Raw genomic sequence first — 14,785 nt, 5'->3', positions numbered from 1 at the left:
TGCTTTCCATGAAAAACGGTCCCGAGCCGGGCTCGGAACCGCGTGCAGTGCTTAGCGGCGGATGCCGAGGCGCTCGATGAGGCCGCGGTAGCGGGCCTCGTCCCGACGCTTCACGTAGTCGAGCAGCGAGCGGCGCTGCGAGACCATCTTCAGGAGGCCGCGGCGGGAATGGTTGTCCTTGCCGTGGGTCTTGAAGTGGGCGGTCAGGTTGGTGATCCGCTCGGTGAGGATCGCCACCTGGACCTCCGGCGAGCCGGTGTCCTTGGCGACGGTCGCGTATTCCTTGATGAGCGCGGTCTTGCGCTCTGCCGAGATCGACATCGCAGTGCCTTTCAGGTGAGGTGTTCGGAGGTGCCGTGCGGTCGCCCCTCCGAAACGGGAGGGCTGCGCGTCGGCAGGCTCGGGTCGTGCTCGGATCTTGGCCGATGCCGGGATGTCGTCCAGCAGGGTCGTTGGCCCAAGCGGTTTCGGCCCCGCCCGTCGCCGGGCCGAGGCCGCGCGGACCATACACGAAACCCTCGCCGACGCCAGCCCGGCGCGGGCACGCGGTCGACCGCTCGAAAGCGCTTGCCTTATTCTCCTTCGGCTTCAGTCGCCGGCGCCCGCCTCCGCGGGCTTAGGCTTTCGCTCCGCGGGGCGCTCTTCGCGCCCGGAGCCGCAGGCCCAGGCCGGATATAACGGCGCGCGGATGCATCCCAGCCATCCCCATGCGTCGTTGCTTCGCGGCATTGCGGCTCCTAACGCTGCCGCAACGCGGCGCGACGCGCCTCTCGCCACATGACCGATCGCACCATGAACCACGAACTGCCCCCCGAGACGCTGGTCCTGCCGGAACGGCTGTCCCTGCCGAAGGACAAGATCCGGGTGCTGCTGCTCGAAGGCATCAACGACAGCGCCGTCGGCCTGATGCAGGCGGCGGGCTACACCAACCTGGTCCGCCTGCCGAAGGCGCTCGACCGCGACGCCCTGCACGCGGCCCTGAAGGGCATCCACATCCTCGGCATCCGCTCGCGCACCCAGCTCGATGGGGCCGCCCTCGACGCGGCCGACCGGCTGCTCGCGGTGGGCTGCTTCTCGGTCGGCACCAACCAGGTCGACCTCGACGCCGCCCGCCGCCGCGGCGTGCCGGTGTTCAACGCGCCGTTCTCGAACACCCGCTCGGTAGCCGAGCTCGTCATCGGCGAGATCGTGATGCTGCTGCGCCGAATCGTGCCGCGCTCGGTCGGGGCGCATGCGGGCCAGTGGGACAAGTCGGCGACGGGCTCCGTCGAGGTGCGCGGCAAGACGCTGGGCATCGTCGGCTACGGCAACATCGGCACGCAGCTCTCGACGCTGGCCGAGGCCATGGGCATGCGGGTGGTCTTCTACGACCACACCGACAAGCTTCGCCACGGCAACACCGAGCCGACCGCCTCGCTCGCCGACCTGCTCGCGCAGAGCGACGTGGTCTCGCTGCACGTGCCCGAGACCGACGCCACCGCCAACATGATCGGCGAGGCCGAGATCCGGGCGATGAAGCCGGGTGCGTACCTCATCAACAACTCCCGCGGCACCGTCGTCGACCTCGACGCGCTCGCCCGCGCGCTCCGCGACGGGCACCTGGCGGGCGCCGCCGTCGACGTGTTCCCGGTCGAGCCCGGCTCGAACCAGGAGCGCTTCGTCTCGCCGCTCCAGGGCCTTGAGAACGTGATCCTGACCCCGCATGTCGGCGGCTCCACCGAGGAGGCGCAGGAGCGCATCGGCGCGGAGGTCGCGCGCAAGCTCGTGGACTATTCCGACATCGGCTCGACCATCGGCGCGGTGAATTTCCCGCAGGTGCAGCTGCCGCCACGGCCGACCGGCGCCCGCTTCATCCACGTGCAGCAGAACCTGCCCGGCATGCTTAACCGCCTGAACGCGGTGTTCTCCAGCGCCGGCATCAACATCGCCGGCCAGTTCTACCAGACCGACGGCGAGGTCGGTTACGTGGTGCTGGAGACCGACGCGACCAACGCCGACGCCGAGACCCTGCTCGCCGAGATCCGCGCGATCCCGGGCACGATCCGCGCGCGGCTGCTGTACGAGCGGCGCTGAGGGGGGCGGTCGCGCGTCGCGCTGCCTTCGAACTGACGTCCATCGCGGCATGACAGCACCGAATGGATCGTTCGAAGCACCGCGCGACCCCCTCTCCCATGGGGAGAGGGTTGGGGTGAGGGGCGTGACCTCTCAGGACAGGGCACGCCCCTCATCCTGTTCTTCTCCCCCTGGGAGAAGGAACCCGCGCTCGCCTCCGCAGCCGGCCGAAGCCTGATCGCGGAGCGCGCGAAGATTCATTGCCCGACGCGGCTATCGCTGGCGCGGCTCTTGCCGCAGCCTCGCGCATCGCCCGCGGGTTCGGACCACACCATCCCATGAGCACCGGCCTCTTCGCCACGAAGAAATCCGTCGCCGCGCTCGTCGCCGCGCATGACGACGACCAAGGGTCGGCACTGGCCCGCGACCTGTCGGCGTTCGGGCTGGTCTGCATCGGCCTCGGCGCGACGATCGGGGCGGGGATCTTCGTCCTCACGGGCACGGCCGCCGCGCAATATGCCGGGCCGGCGCTGGCGCTGTCGTTCGTGGCCGGCGGCATCGCCTGCGCCTTCGTCGGGCTGTGCTACGCGGAACTCGCCGCGATGATCCCGGTGCCGGGCTCGACCTACGCCTACACCTACGCGACGCTCGGCGAGCTCTGCGCCTGGATCATCGGCTGGGACCTCGTCCTAGAATTCGCCTTCGCCGCGGCCACCGTCGCGGTCGGCTGGTCGGGCTACGCGCAGAGCCTGCTGGCGGATGTGGGCCTGCGCCTGCCCGCGGTCCTCGCCGCAGCGCCCGGGGGAGGCGGCCTCGTCAACCTGCCGGCGGCGGGAATCGTCATCGCGCTGACGGCGCTGCTGATGCGGGGCAGCCGCGAGGCCTCGTGGGTCAACGCTGCGATGGTGGCCCTTAAGGTCGCGATCATCCTCGGCTTCGTCGGCGTCGGCGCCGCGCACCTGAAGCCGGAACTGTGGCACCCGTTCATCCCGGAGAACACCGGAACCTTCGGGGAATTCGGCTGGAGCGGCATCCTGCGCGGGGCCGGCGTGGTGTTCTTCGCCTTCATCGGCTTCGAGACGGTCTCGACCGCCGCCGGCGAGACCCGTGATCCGCAGCGCGACGCGCCGATCGGGCTGCTCGGGTCGCTGGCGGTGAGCACCGTGCTCTACGTGGCCGTCGCCGCGGTGCTCACCGGCCTCGTGCCGTACCGGTCGCTGAACGTCGCCGACCCGATCGCCAGGGCGATCGACGCGATCGGGCTCGGCGGCTTCAGCGTCGCGATCAAGCTCGGCGCCCTGGTCGGGCTGACCACCGCGACGCTGACCGCGCTCTACGGGCAGGCGCGGGTGTTCTACGCCATGGCCCGCGACGGCCTGCTGCCGCGCCTGTTCGCACGGGTGAGCCCGACGACGCGCACGCCGATGTCGAGCCAGGCGACGATCGGCGGGCTCACCGCGCTGGTCGCCGCCCTCGTGCCGATCGAGGAGCTGGGCGAACTCGTCAGCATCGGCACGCTGTTCGCCTTCGTGCTGGTCTGCACCGCGGTCCTGATCCTGCGGCGGACCGAGCCGGACCGGCCGCGCCCGTTCCGGGTCCCGGCGGTCACGCTGGTGGCCGGCCTCGGCATCCTGTCGTGCCTGCTGCTGATGGCGGGCCTGCCGGGCGAGACCTGGATCCGCCTCGCAATCTGGCTCGCGCTCGGCCTCGCCCTCTACGCGGGCTACGGACGCAAGAACGCCCGCCGGGTGAGGGCGGGCGCGTCGCAGGCGTCAGGCTGAAACCGGACCACAGGGGGCATGCCCCCGTGGCTGGGTGCGGGGGCTCAGAACGAGCGGCGGTGCGGGGTCTGCCCGCCGCCGTAGCGGCGGCGGAGATACGAGACGACCTTCGGCAGCAGGAAGGCGAGCAGGATCTTTCGCATGGGGTCGGCGAACCTTCTTCACGAGCGTGTGAGGGTGCAATGCGCCGAGCGCGTCCGCGTTCCGGTCAGAGCTCCAGCGTCAGCGTCACGGGCGCGTGGTCGGACGGGCGCTCCCAGCCGCGGACGTCCCGCGCGACGTCGACCTTGCGCACGGTGCCGGCCAGGTCCGGCGAGACCCAGGCGTGGTCGAGTCGCCGGCCCTTGTCGGCCGCCGCCCAGTCGGGCGAGCGGTAGCTCCACCACGTGAAGATCTTCTCGGGCGGCGGGGTCAGCAGCCGCGCGGTGTCGACCCAGCCGACCTCGTTGCGCAGGAGTTCGAGCGCCTCGGTCTCGACCGGCGTGTGGCTCACCACGTCGAGGAGTTGCTTGTGCGACCAGACGTCGTGCTCAAGCGGCGCGACGTTGAGGTCGCCGACGAGGATCGCGGGCCCCTTCATCCGGCGCCCGCCCCAGGCGCGCAGGTCGCGCAGGAAGTCGAGCTTGTGCGCGAATTTCGGGTTGAGGGCGGTGTCGGGCACGTCGCCGCCGGCCGGCACGTAGAAATCGTGCAACGCGATGCCCGCGGCCGCACCCGCCTCGGGGCCGAGCACCGCCGAGATGTGGCGCGCGTCCTGGCGCTCGCAGAAGCTCATCACGTCGCGGGTGATCAGCGGGAACCGCGAGAGGATCGCGACGCCGTTGTAGCCCTTCTGCCCGGCGAAGACGACGTTCTCGTAGCCGGAGCCGCGCAAGGCCTTCAGCGGGAAGGCGTCGTCCGGGCACTTGGTCTCCTGCAGGCAGAGCACATCGGGCTTCGCCTCGGCGAGGAAGCGCAGCACGAGGTCGATGCGCAGGCGCACCGAATTGATGTTCCAGGACGTGACGGTGAGGCGCAACGGAAACGCTCGCGGTTCTCGAGGGGACGCGGCTGGATAGCGCGATTCGGCCGTGCGATCGACGCCGCGACCGGGGGCCTCGCGGAAATGGCGTGCTCAGCCCCGGACGACGGAGTATGTCCGCGCACGGACCACCGCTCGCCCCCCGCTAGACGACACGCCAGAGACATCGCCCTTGCCGCGCATCCGCTCCGTCCTGTTCAACGCCTACTGGGCCGCCTGGACCGCTCTGTTCCTGGCGCCGCTCGCAGTGCTGGCCGCTTCCGGCTCGCCGGTCCGGCCGATCCGCGCGGCGACGCGCCTGTGGGCGCGCGGCATCCTGTTCGGGCTCCGCACGATCTGCGGCCTGCGCTACGTCGAGGAGGGGCGCGAGCGCATCCCGAACGAGCCCTGCCTGATCGTCGCCAACCACCAGTCGGCCTGGGAGACGCTGGCCTTCCTGATCCTGGTGCCCGACGTGGCGATCATCGCCAAGCGCGAGCTCGTCGCCATCCCCGTGGTCGGCTGGTTCCTGCGCCGCTCGCCGATGATCATCATCGACCGCGCCAACGGCACGCAGGCCCTGCGCACGATGATCGACGAGAGCCGCGCTGCGGTGGCCGACGGGCGTTCGGTGCTGATCTTCCCAGAGGGCACCCGCGGCACCATCGCGGAGAAGCTGCAGTTCAAGCGCGGCGTCGAGCTGCTTTACGGGCGGCTCGGCCTGCCGGTGCTGCCGGTGGCGGTCAACTCCGGGCTGTACTGGCCGACCGGGTCCTCGACGCGGGCCGGCACCGTGACGGTGAGCTACCTCGCCCCCCTGGCGCCCGGCCTGTCGGCGGCCGAGTTCATGCGCGGCACCGAGGGCGCGATCGACAGCGAGCTCGATCGCTGGCGCCCCAGGGCAATCGCCTGACAGCGCTTGCCCCGTTTTTCATTGCGGCCTCAATCGCCGGCGCCCGCATCCGCGGGCTCGGGCTTCCGCTCCGCGGGGCGCTCTTCGCGCCCTGAAGCCGCGAACGCGGCTTCCAGCGACCGCCCTGGCTGGAATCCCCAAGCCGCGTAAGGCGCTTCAGTCGACGGCGCCGTAATAGGTGAAGTGCTTCTTCACCGGCTCGATCACGTCCCAGGTGCCGGAAAAACCTTTCGGTGTGACGAAGGCGTCGCCGGCCCGGTAGCTCTTCGCGGTGCCCTCGGCGTCGGTGACGATCACGACGCCTTCGAGCAGGTGGATGAACTCGTCCCGGCCGAAGTCGATGCGGAACTTGCCCGGGCGGCAGGTCCAGATGCCGGCGGCGAACAGCTTGTCGGGGCTCTCGTAGACGTAGGTCGCGGTCTGCTCCGGGCGGCCGGAGAGGATGCAGGACCGCTCGGGCCAGTAGCCGGCGGCCGGCGGCCGGCCGGCGGGGAAGTCGACGTTGGTCACCGTCGGCCCGGCCAGCACCGGCGGCGGCGGGCCGGCCGGTCGGCGCAGGCCCGGCACCACCGCGAGGAACGCGGCGACGGGCCCTGCGAAGGTGTGGAGAAGCCTGGCGATTTCCATGTCGTACCCCCGATCGAATCGAACGAGGGGCACGATCGGGCGGCGCGCGTTGACGGCGGGTTCACCGCGGCGGCGCTGGGCGGCAATCGCCACGCTTCAAGGCGCCTGTCCCCGGATCGATGCGGAGAGCGTTAAGGAATCCTCGCCGCGCCAAACCTCACGGGGTCTGCGACTGCTTGATCCGCTCCTGCATCGCCTTGTCCTCGGGACGGCCGTAATTGATGAAGAACTGGTTGCCGTCGACGGCCTTGCCCCGCTGCAGGTTCGAGAGCTGCACGGTGGTGAGGTAGCCCTGCGGATCGGTGATCCTCCACTGGCTCAGCACCTTCACGTCGGGGTCGAAGAACAGCTGGATCTTCGAGGTGCCGCCCAGCGTCGCGCGGTCCTCCAGGCTGATGCGGACGCCGCCCGGATCGTTCGACACGTCGGTGACGGTGAGGTCGCGGGCGAGGTCGATTTTCTCGCGGACCAGGAATTTTAGCGGCGTCTGGGCGATGAAGTACAGATCCTGGGTCGCGAGCTTGCGGTCGCGCACCGCCACCGAGGTGCCGTCGGCCACGACCTCCAGCGGCGAGGGCGGGTCGTAGTCGAAGCGCAGGCGGCCGGGTTTCGCGATGGTGAGCTTGCCGCCGATCCGCCGCCCGTCCGCGGCGATCTGGATGAACGAGCCGGTGAGCGTGCCCATGCCGTTGAAGTAGGCGTTGGCCTGGGACAGCACGGTGGCCGCGTCCGGCGGCTCGTCCGAGGCGCCGGCCGGGGCAGGGGCGGGCGCGCCGACGGCGGCGACCTTCGCGTCCGCCGCGGAGGGCTTGCCCGCGACCGGCTTGGCGGGACCGGGCTTCTCGGCCGAGCGGGCCTTGGCGTCCTTCGATGATTCCTTCGTCGCGTCCTTCGTCGAATCCTTGGCCGCAGGCTTGGCGACCGTCTTCTTCGCCGGCGCGGCCGGCGTCGGCGAGGGAGCCGGCGCCGCCTCCGGCTCTGGCGCCGGGGCCGGCTGTTCCTTGCGGCCGAACAGGCCGTCGAGGAAGCTGCTGACCTGCGCGTCGGCCGGCGCGACCGGGGCGATCCAGGCCGCGAGCGCGAAGAGCGATCCGGCAAGTCGGGTGCGGCGGCCGAGCATGGACAGGCGTCTCCTGGGCGGGTGCGGCGTCCCGCAAGCGATGGTCGGCGTCCGGCGCGCAAACGTCGCCGCGCGAGGGCGTCGTGGCGCGCGAAACGCCCGTCGCGCCGGGACGCCCGCTCGGGGCGCCGGGCATCCGGGCGCGTCGTGGGGCGCCGTTAGAGAGGCACCCTGTGGCGAAGATGCGACGCCGGCCCGGTTTCGGGCCGACGCCGCGTGCCGGCTACTCGTCGTCGTACATGCTGGCGGCGTGGGGGGCGCCCTCGACCAGGATCTCGCGTTTTCCCGCGTGGTTGGCCTGGCCGACGATGCCCTCGATCTCCATCCGCTCCATGATCGAGGCGGCGCGGTTGTAGCCGATCTGCAGGCGGCGCTGGATGTAGCTGGTCGAGGCCTTGCGGTCCCGCAGCACCACCTGGATCGCCTGCTCGTAGAGGTCGCCGGCCTCGCTGCCCGACGCCGCCACGAAGGCGCCGACGTCGAACACCGGAAGGTCGGCCTCCTCGACCTCGGTCTCGACCGCCTCGGCCTTGCCCCTGCTCTTGCCCTTCGGCGCATCCTCGGAGCCGTCGTCGGCGGTGACCGCCTCGAGGTAGGCCGGCCGACCCTGGCGCTTGAGGTGGGCGACCACGCTCTCGACTTCCGAGTCCGAGCAGAACGGCCCGTGCACGCGCGTCGTGCGGCCGCCGCCGGCCATGAACAGCATGTCGCCCTGGCCCAAGAGCTGCTCGGCGCCCATCTCGCCGAGGATCGTGCGCGAGTCGATCTTGCTCGTCACCTGGAAGCTGATCCGCGTCGGGAAGTTCGCCTTGATCGTGCCGGTGATCACGTCCACCGACGGACGCTGCGTCGCCATGATCAGGTGGATGCCGGCCGCCCGCGCCATCTGCGCCAGACGCTGGATCGCGCCCTCGATGTCCTTGCCGGCCACCATCATCAGGTCGGCCATCTCGTCGACCACGATCACGATGTAGGGCAGGGCCGAGAGGTCCATCGCCTCGTCTTCGAACACCGCCTCGCCGGTCTCGCGGTTGAAGCCGGTCTGGATCGTGCGCGTAATGGTCTCGCCCTTGGCGCGCGCCTCCGCCATCCGGGCGTTGTAGCCGTCGATGTTGCGGACCGCGATCTTGGACATCTTCTTGTAGCGCTCCTCCATCTCGCGCACGGCCCACTTGAGGGCGATGACCGCCTTCTTGGGGTCGATGACGACGGGGGAGAGCAGGTGCGGGATGCCGTCGTAGACGGACAGCTCCAGCATTTTGGGGTCGACCATGATCAGGCGGCACTCCTCCGGCTTCATCCGGTAGAGCAGGCTGAGGATCATGGTGTTGATCGCCACCGACTTGCCCGAGCCGGTGGTGCCGGCCACCAGCAGGTGCGGCATGCGGGCGAGGTCGGCGATGATCGGCTCGCCGCCGATGTTCTTGCCGAGGCAAAGCGCGAGCTTGTGCTTGCTGGCGAAGAAGTCCGGCGCCGAGAGCAGCTCGCGCAGGAACACCGTCTCGCGGATCTCGTTCGGCAGCTCGATGCCGATGACGTTGCGGCCGGGCACCACGGCGACGCGGGCCGAGACCGCGGACATCGAGCGGGCGATGTCGTCCGACAGGCCGATGACGCGGGAGGACTTGGTGCCGGGGGCCGGCTCCAGCTCGTAGAGGGTCACGACCGGGCCGGGGCGCACCGCGAGGATGTCGCCGCGCACGCCGAAATCCTGGACCGTCTGCTGCAGGTTGAGCGCGTTCTGCTCCAGCACGTCGGCGTCGACCTCCGGGCTTTCGCCGGGCACGGGCATGGCGAGCAGGTCGAGGGCGGGCAACTCGTAGTCGGCGTTCTCCACCGAGGCGATGGCGAGGTGACGGCCGGCGGCGATCAGGTGCGGGCGGCCGACGACCGGCATCGCCGCGACCGGCGCGGCCAGGGCCTCGACCACCGGCTCGAAGGCTTGCTCCGAGGCGTGCTCCAAGGCTTGCTCGAAGACCGGCTCCGAAGGCGCCTCGAAGGTCGGCTCGGGCACCGGCGCGACCTCGATCGGAGCCGGGGCCGGGGCGGCCTTGCCGCGCAGCAGCACGGGGCGCGGCACGATCGGCAGGACCACGGGCGGCGCGGCGGCCGGCATCGCCAAACTCGGCGCGAAGGATTCGGCGCCGAAGGCCCGCTCGGCGGCCTGGAACGCGGCCTCGTATTCCGGCTGGACGGCTTCGAGGTCGTCGATTGCCGGCAGCAGGGCCGGCTCCGTCGGCCGCGCGGGACGGATCGCGGCGCGGGCGGCCATCGCCGACAGCCCCGGGGCGCGGCGGACCTCGTGGATCGCTGCCGGAGAGGGGAGGGGGGTTCCGGGCCCGAACACCAGCGACAGCGCCGGGCGCACCGAGAGCGCCGGCACCGCGGCGGCGATCACCACGTCGCCGCCGTGGCCGAGGCCGTCCTGGCCGGCGTCGTCCTGGACGACGTCGTGCTGGCTCGCGTTGTCCTGCCCGTGCTCGGGGCGGAGCGGGCGATCGAAGCGCACGAGGCGGTCGAGGACGTAGACCGGCGCAGGCGGCAGCGAGCGCAGATGCGAGATGTCCACCGGCACCGAAACGAATCGGTCGGCCGGCGCAGGCTCGGCCGGCATCGCGACCGAAACCTCCTGCGCGGCGTCGCCGCCCTCGGCGGAGCCGGGCCGGATCGCCGCCCAGGCCTCGGCGGAGGACCAGTCGCCCGCCTCGAACCAGGGCTGGACGTCGGACCAATCGGGCAGCTCGGACAGGTCGCGGGCCTCGGCCGGCGCGGGCGCGGTGGCGGCCGACAGCTCGACCGCCGGGCGCGACGGGCGGCGATCGGGCGTGCGGAAGAAGCGGACGCCGGGCGGCGGAACGAAGGGCTGGCGCCACAGGGGCAGCGGCGGCCCGGGCGGGATCGCCACGGCCTCGGCCGCCCCGCGCTCGGCTTCGGCGGCCGACCGTTCGGCATCGATCTCGGCTTCATGCGCGGCGGCGTCGCGCTCGGCGGCGGCGGCCAGCATCGCGGCCTGCGCGTCGGCCCGTGCGAGGTCGAGGGCGTTGCGCTCGGCCTCCAGCGCGCGCTGGCGGCGCTCCTGCAGGATGGTGTCGGGGGTGCGGGTGTAGCGCACGGCGGGCAGGGCGTCGGGGCGGAGCGAGGCGCCCGCCACAGCGTGGGCGACCCCGCGCGGACGGTCGATGTCCTCCGGCGTGATCGCGGCCGGCCGGCGCGGAGAGCGCACCAGCACGCCGGGCGAGGAGGCGGAGGCGTCGATGCGGCTCTCGGGCCGGGCGCCGTCGAGCATGTCGAGGGTCGCCCGGTCGTCGAAGACCTCGGTCGGCCAAGCGTCGGCGAACACCGCGTCGCGGCCGGCGCGGGAATCGGTCCAGCTGCCGTCAGAGCCCGGCTCGGTGCCGCGCCCCAGCATCGCGTTCGGCGGCGTGAGCCAGCTCGGCGCCGGCCGGGTGCCGGCGATGGCGTAGCCCGGCCGCTGCGGGCCGCCGACGAGGCGCCGCGTCAGGCTCGCCCGCAGGGACATCAACCGATGCGCCAGCGCGCCGAGCGTGAGGCTCGGGCGGTCGCCGCCGCGGCTGGGGCGAGAGGGGTCGCGATGAGAATAGGGAGGCCGTCCCGATGCGCGCATGGGTTCTCAAAAACTCGAAACACGGAAAGGCCGTCCCGCCCGGAACGGTCGATCCGAGTTAGGCCGAACGTCGTTAACAGAGCCTTGAAAACCGCCCGCCGCCGAGTGCTGGAGGGGCGGGCCGGCAAGCGGTAAGGTGGTGGGGACATTCCACCTCGCGCGGGTCGTGACGCCCTTGGCACAAGCCCCTCTCCCGCAAGCCCTTCCCCGGAAGGACTTCCACTCCCTCTACGCGCACGGGTTCGCCCGCGTGGCCGCCTGCACCGGGCGGAGCCACCCGGGCGACCCCGAGCGCAACGCCGACGCGATCCTGGCGCTCGCCGAGCGGTGCCACGGGCAGGGCGTCGCGGTGGCCGTCTTCCCGGAACTGGCGCTGTCGGCCTACGCGATCGAGGACCTGCTGCTGCAGGCGACGCTGCTCGATGCGGTCGAGGCGGCGGCAAGGCGGTTGGTCGCGGCCTCGGGCGATCTCCGCCCCCTCCTCCTCGTCGGCGCGCCGGTGCGCTGGCGGAACCGGATCTACAACGCGGCGCTCGCGATCCAGGGCGGCCGGCTGCTGGGCGTCGTGCCGAAGCTCCACCTGCCGAACTACCGCGAGTTCTACGAGAAGCGGCACTTTGCCTCCGGCGCCGGCATCGCGGGCGAGACCGTGCGCTTCGCCGGCCACGAGGCCCCCTTCGGCGCCGACCAGTTGTTCGTCGCCGAGGACGTGCCGGGCCTGACCGTCGGCGTGGAGATCTGCGAGGATTTGTGGGTGCCCGACGCCCCGGGCATGCACGCGGCGCTTGCCGGCGCCACGGTGCTCGCCAACCTCTCGGGCAGCCCGATCACGGTCGGCCGGGCGGAGTCGCGCGCCCTGCTCTCGCGCGCGGCCTCGATGCGCGGCCTGTGCGCCTACGTCTACGCGGCGGCGGGCTTGGGCGAATCCACCACCGACCTGTCCTGGGACGGGCAGACCAGCGTCGACGAGAACGGCGTGCGGCTGGCGGAAGGCGAGCGCTTCTCGGCCTCGCCGGTCGCGACGCTCGCCGACGTCGACCTCGACCTCCTCGCCCAGGAGCGTATGCAGGCCGGCAGCTTCGACGACAACGCTCGCGGCGGCCCCCGCCCGGCCTACCGCCGCGTGCCGTTCCGCCTCGATCCGCCGGCCGGCGACCTCGGGCTGATGCGGCGGATCGAGCGGTTTCCGTTCGTGCCGGCCGACCCGGCCCGCCTCGCCCAGGATTGCTACGAGGCCTACAACATCCAGGTCGCGGGCCTCGCCAAGCGCCTGGAAGCCACCGGCACGCGCAAGGCCGTGATCGGCGTCTCGGGCGGGCTCGACTCGACCCACGCCCTCATCGTGATCGCCAAGGCCTTCGACCGGCTCGGCTTTCCGCGCTCGGACATCCTGGCCTACACCCTGCCGGGCTTCGCCACCTCGGACGCGACGAAGGGCAACGCCCACGCGCTGATGCGGGCGCTCGGCACGACCGCGGCCGAGATCGACATCCGCCCCGCCGCCCGCCAGATGCTCGCTGACATGAGCCACCCCTACGCGGCGGGGGAGGCGATCTACGACGTCACCTTCGAGAACGTGCAGGCGGGCTTGCGCACCGACTACCTGTTCCGGCTGGCCAACCACGCCGGCGGGATCGTCGTCGGCACCGGCGACCTGTCGGAACTGGCGCTCGGCTGGTGCACCTACGGCGTCGGCGACCAGATGAGCCACTACGCCGTCAACGCCGGCGTGCCCAAGACCTTGATCCAGCACCTGATCCGCTGGACGATCGCCTCCGGTCAGTTCGGTACGGAGGAGGGGCGCGTGTTGAGCGCGGTGCTCGACACCGAGATCTCGCCCGAGCTCGTGCCCGCCGGGGCGGACGCCGCGCCGCAGAGCACGGAAGCCGTGATCGGCCCCTACGCGCTGCAGGACTTCACCCTGTTCTACACCCTGCGCCACGGCTTTCGCCCGTCGAAGATCGCCTTCCTGGCGCTCCATGCCTGGGGCGACGCGGCGAAGGGCGCGTGGCCGCCCGACTTCCCCGCCGACAAGCGGCTCGCCTACGGCCTGCCGGAGATCCGGCGCTGGCTCGGGGTGTTCCTGACCCGGTTCTTCGGCTTCAGCCAGTTCAAGCGCTCGGCGTTGCCGAACGGGCCGAAGGTGTCGGCCGGGGGCGCCCTCTCCCCGCGCGGCGACTGGCGGGCGCCCTCCGACGGGACGGCCCGGATCTGGCTCGACGAGTTGGAGCGCAACGTCCCCGAAACGTGATCGACACAAACCGGACAGAGTGTGTGATTATCCACACGGTCAAGCTGATTTGCCGTGTACGGCAGATCCGGTTCGAGGGGTCGGCCGAGGGGAGGATGCGCCCATGCAGAGCTACAACCTGTTCCGCCTGAAGAGCGTCGAGGGTCTGTGCTGCGCCGTGCCGGAGTCGAGCCGCGTGCCGCGCTTCCTCGGTGGCGGCCGCTGGACCTTCGGCGGCAAGCTCGACGACCGGTCCGACATCCCCCTCGACTTCGACGGCCGGGCCGCGGAGACCGGCGTGCGCTTCAACGGATTCTACCTGTTCCAGACCGTCGACCGGCGCTTTTTGTAGGCTTAGGGCCGTAAGTCGAAGGTCGCGGCGAGCATTCCTTAAGGGGCGACGTGGGATGATCGGCCTATCGTCTTCGAGCCTGGGGCCCTGTTCATGTCTTCGGAACACCGCAACGAGACCCGTCAAAGGGTGTTCCTGAAGGGCCGCATCGTGTTCAACAACGGTGCCTCGAGCATGGATTGCCTCGTGCGCGACTTCTCCTCCTCGGGGGCGCGGCTGGCCCTCAGCGAAAGCTCGACGTTGCCCGAGGTGTTCGACCTCTACATCCCCCAGAAGGACCGGACCTACCGCTCGACCCTGCGCTGGCGCCGCGCCGACGGCGTCGGGATCACCTTCGCCGACGAGGCGGCCAAGCCCGCTTCCGTCGCGGCGCCGACGGCGGCGGCCGAGCCGGCGACGGAGGACAACTCCGTCACGGTGCTGCTGCGTCGGATCACCGAACTCGAGGCCGAGAACGCGACCCTGCGCCGGCTGCTGACCGGGATGGCGCAAACCGGCGCGGCGACGGCCGCCTGAGCCGTCAGACCTCGAGGGCGGCGCGGATGCGCTCCGCGTGACCTGCGAGCACCGTCGGGTCGGCCATCCCGCCCTCGTGGCGCTGGAGCGGCACCCCGTCGAACCGGGGTACGACGTGGACGTGCAGGTGGAACACCGTCTGCCCCCCGGCCGCCTCATTGAACTGGAACACCGTGAGCCCGTCCGCTTCGAACGCGGCCTTCACCGCCCGCGCGACCCGCTGCACGCTGGCCGCCAACGCCGCGAGCGAGGCCGGATCGGCGTCGAGCAGGCCGCGCGCGGGCGCCTTCGGAATCACCAGCGTGTGCCCCGGCCCCTGAGGCATCACGTCCATGAAGGCCAGGGTGTCGGCATCCTCGTAGACCCGGTGCGCGGGGATCTCGCCGCGCAGGATCTTCGCGAAGATGTTGTCGGGGTCGTAGGCCGTGTCCGTCATGCAGGGTACCCGTGGTTGCGGCCGCCAGGATGCACCGGCGCCGCCGCCGCGTCCACGCGCGCGGAACCCGTCGGCGGCGCCGGCGCTTAGGCTCGGATCGCCGCGGCCCGGCTGCGATCCGCCCCCCAGATCG

At 71.6% G+C, this 14,785-nt stretch carries 12 protein-coding genes; 6 read left to right on the top strand and 6 right to left on the bottom strand.

The genetic code is table 11. From position 1 onward, the window contains the following. Positions 1 to 51: 51 nt before the first annotated feature. Positions 52 to 321 (bottom strand): 30S ribosomal protein S15, encoded by a 270-nt coding sequence (gene rpsO, locus FV234_RS07660; RefSeq protein WP_147750959.1) that lies wholly within the window; start codon positions 319 to 321, stop codon positions 52 to 54. A 504-nt stretch (positions 322 to 825) separates the two neighbouring features. Here rpsO and serA point away from each other — a divergent pair. Both serA and FV234_RS07650 read left to right on the top strand, forming a co-directional pair. Further along, positions 826 to 2,073 carry a phosphoglycerate dehydrogenase gene (gene serA / locus FV234_RS07655; protein ID WP_147828641.1) on the top strand — a complete coding sequence of 416 codons (1,248 nt, stop codon included), beginning with the start codon at positions 826 to 828 and terminating at the stop codon, positions 2,071 to 2,073. Between the two features lie 317 nt (positions 2,074 to 2,390). Next, positions 2,391 to 3,833, top strand: a complete 1,443-nt coding sequence (locus tag FV234_RS07650; RefSeq protein WP_147828616.1) for an amino acid permease — start codon at positions 2,391 to 2,393, stop codon at positions 3,831 to 3,833. 208 nt (positions 3,834 to 4,041) lie between these two features. On the opposite strand, the gene xth is transcribed toward FV234_RS07650, so the two are convergent. After that, on the bottom strand, positions 4,042 to 4,851 hold the full coding sequence (xth, locus tag FV234_RS07645) for an exodeoxyribonuclease III (RefSeq protein WP_147828615.1): 810 nt from the start codon (positions 4,849 to 4,851) through the stop codon (positions 4,042 to 4,044). Positions 4,852 to 5,026: 175 nt separating this feature from the next. On the opposite strand from xth, the gene FV234_RS07640 reads away from it, so the two are divergent. After that, a complete protein-coding gene (locus tag FV234_RS07640; protein ID WP_147750962.1) occupies positions 5,027 to 5,746 on the top strand; it encodes a lysophospholipid acyltransferase family protein in 720 nt (239 codons plus the stop codon). A 156-nt stretch (positions 5,747 to 5,902) separates the two neighbouring features. Here the strand turns inward: FV234_RS07640 and FV234_RS07635 are convergent, their stop codons facing one another. From FV234_RS07635 to FV234_RS07625, 3 genes are all read right to left on the bottom strand, one after another. After that, entirely contained in the window at positions 5,903 to 6,373 is a 471-nt protein-coding gene (locus tag FV234_RS07635; RefSeq protein WP_147828614.1) for a cupin domain-containing protein, read from the bottom strand. Between the two features lie 157 nt (positions 6,374 to 6,530). Then, a complete protein-coding gene (locus FV234_RS07630; protein ID WP_147828613.1) occupies positions 6,531 to 7,493 on the bottom strand; it encodes an outer-membrane lipoprotein carrier protein LolA in 963 nt (320 codons plus the stop codon). A 223-nt stretch (positions 7,494 to 7,716) separates the two neighbouring features. Then, positions 7,717 to 11,013, bottom strand: a complete 3,297-nt coding sequence (locus FV234_RS07625) for a DNA translocase FtsK (protein ID WP_246686134.1) — start codon at positions 11,011 to 11,013, stop codon at positions 7,717 to 7,719. A gap of 280 nt (positions 11,014 to 11,293) precedes the next feature. Between FV234_RS07625 and FV234_RS07620 the strand changes: the two genes are divergently transcribed. From FV234_RS07620 to FV234_RS07610, 3 genes are all read left to right on the top strand, one after another. Then, positions 11,294 to 13,369 (top strand): NAD(+) synthase, encoded by a 2,076-nt coding sequence (locus FV234_RS07620; protein ID WP_147828640.1) that lies wholly within the window; start codon positions 11,294 to 11,296, stop codon positions 13,367 to 13,369. A gap of 103 nt (positions 13,370 to 13,472) precedes the next feature. Then, positions 13,473 to 13,700: a hypothetical protein gene (locus tag FV234_RS07615; protein ID WP_147812966.1), complete on the top strand. Its 228-nt coding sequence runs from the start codon at positions 13,473 to 13,475 to the stop codon at positions 13,698 to 13,700. A 93-nt stretch (positions 13,701 to 13,793) separates the two neighbouring features. Beyond that, on the top strand, positions 13,794 to 14,216 hold the full coding sequence (locus tag FV234_RS07610; protein WP_147828611.1) for a PilZ domain-containing protein: 423 nt from the start codon (positions 13,794 to 13,796) through the stop codon (positions 14,214 to 14,216). A 4-nt stretch (positions 14,217 to 14,220) separates the two neighbouring features. Here the strand turns inward: FV234_RS07610 and FV234_RS07605 are convergent, their stop codons facing one another. After that, positions 14,221 to 14,652, bottom strand: coding sequence for an HIT family protein (locus FV234_RS07605; protein WP_147763644.1), 432 nt, complete (start codon positions 14,650 to 14,652; stop codon positions 14,221 to 14,223). Positions 14,653 to 14,785: the final 133 nt, after the last annotated feature.

This window comes from Methylobacterium sp. WL8 (assembly GCF_008040045.1).
In the GTDB taxonomy this organism is placed as follows: domain Bacteria; phylum Pseudomonadota; class Alphaproteobacteria; order Rhizobiales; family Beijerinckiaceae; genus Methylobacterium; species Methylobacterium cerastii.
Note: the sequence above shows the minus strand (reverse complement) of the source record. Positions and strands in the feature narration are given on the sequence as shown.

Excerpts from the sequence above, each read along its gene's own strand:
- rpsO (WP_147750959.1), bottom strand. The coding sequence starts at position 321 with ATGTCGATCTCGGCAGAGCGCAAGACCGCGCTCATCAAGGAATACGCG.
- FV234_RS07630 (WP_147828613.1), bottom strand. The coding sequence starts at position 7,493 with ATGCTCGGCCGCCGCACCCGACTTGCCGGATCGCTCTTCGCGCTCGCG.
- FV234_RS07625 (WP_246686134.1), bottom strand. The coding sequence starts at position 11,013 with ATGTCCCTGCGGGCGAGCCTGACGCGGCGCCTCGTCGGCGGCCCGCAG.
- FV234_RS07605 (WP_147763644.1), bottom strand. The coding sequence starts at position 14,652 with ATGACGGACACGGCCTACGACCCCGACAACATCTTCGCGAAGATCCTG.
- FV234_RS07610 (WP_147828611.1), top strand. The coding sequence starts at position 13,794 with ATGTCTTCGGAACACCGCAACGAGACCCGTCAAAGGGTGTTCCTGAAG.
- FV234_RS07635 (WP_147828614.1), bottom strand. The coding sequence starts at position 6,373 with ATGGAAATCGCCAGGCTTCTCCACACCTTCGCAGGGCCCGTCGCCGCG.
- FV234_RS07650 (WP_147828616.1), top strand. The coding sequence starts at position 2,391 with ATGAGCACCGGCCTCTTCGCCACGAAGAAATCCGTCGCCGCGCTCGTC.
- FV234_RS07615 (WP_147812966.1), top strand. The coding sequence starts at position 13,473 with ATGCAGAGCTACAACCTGTTCCGCCTGAAGAGCGTCGAGGGTCTGTGC.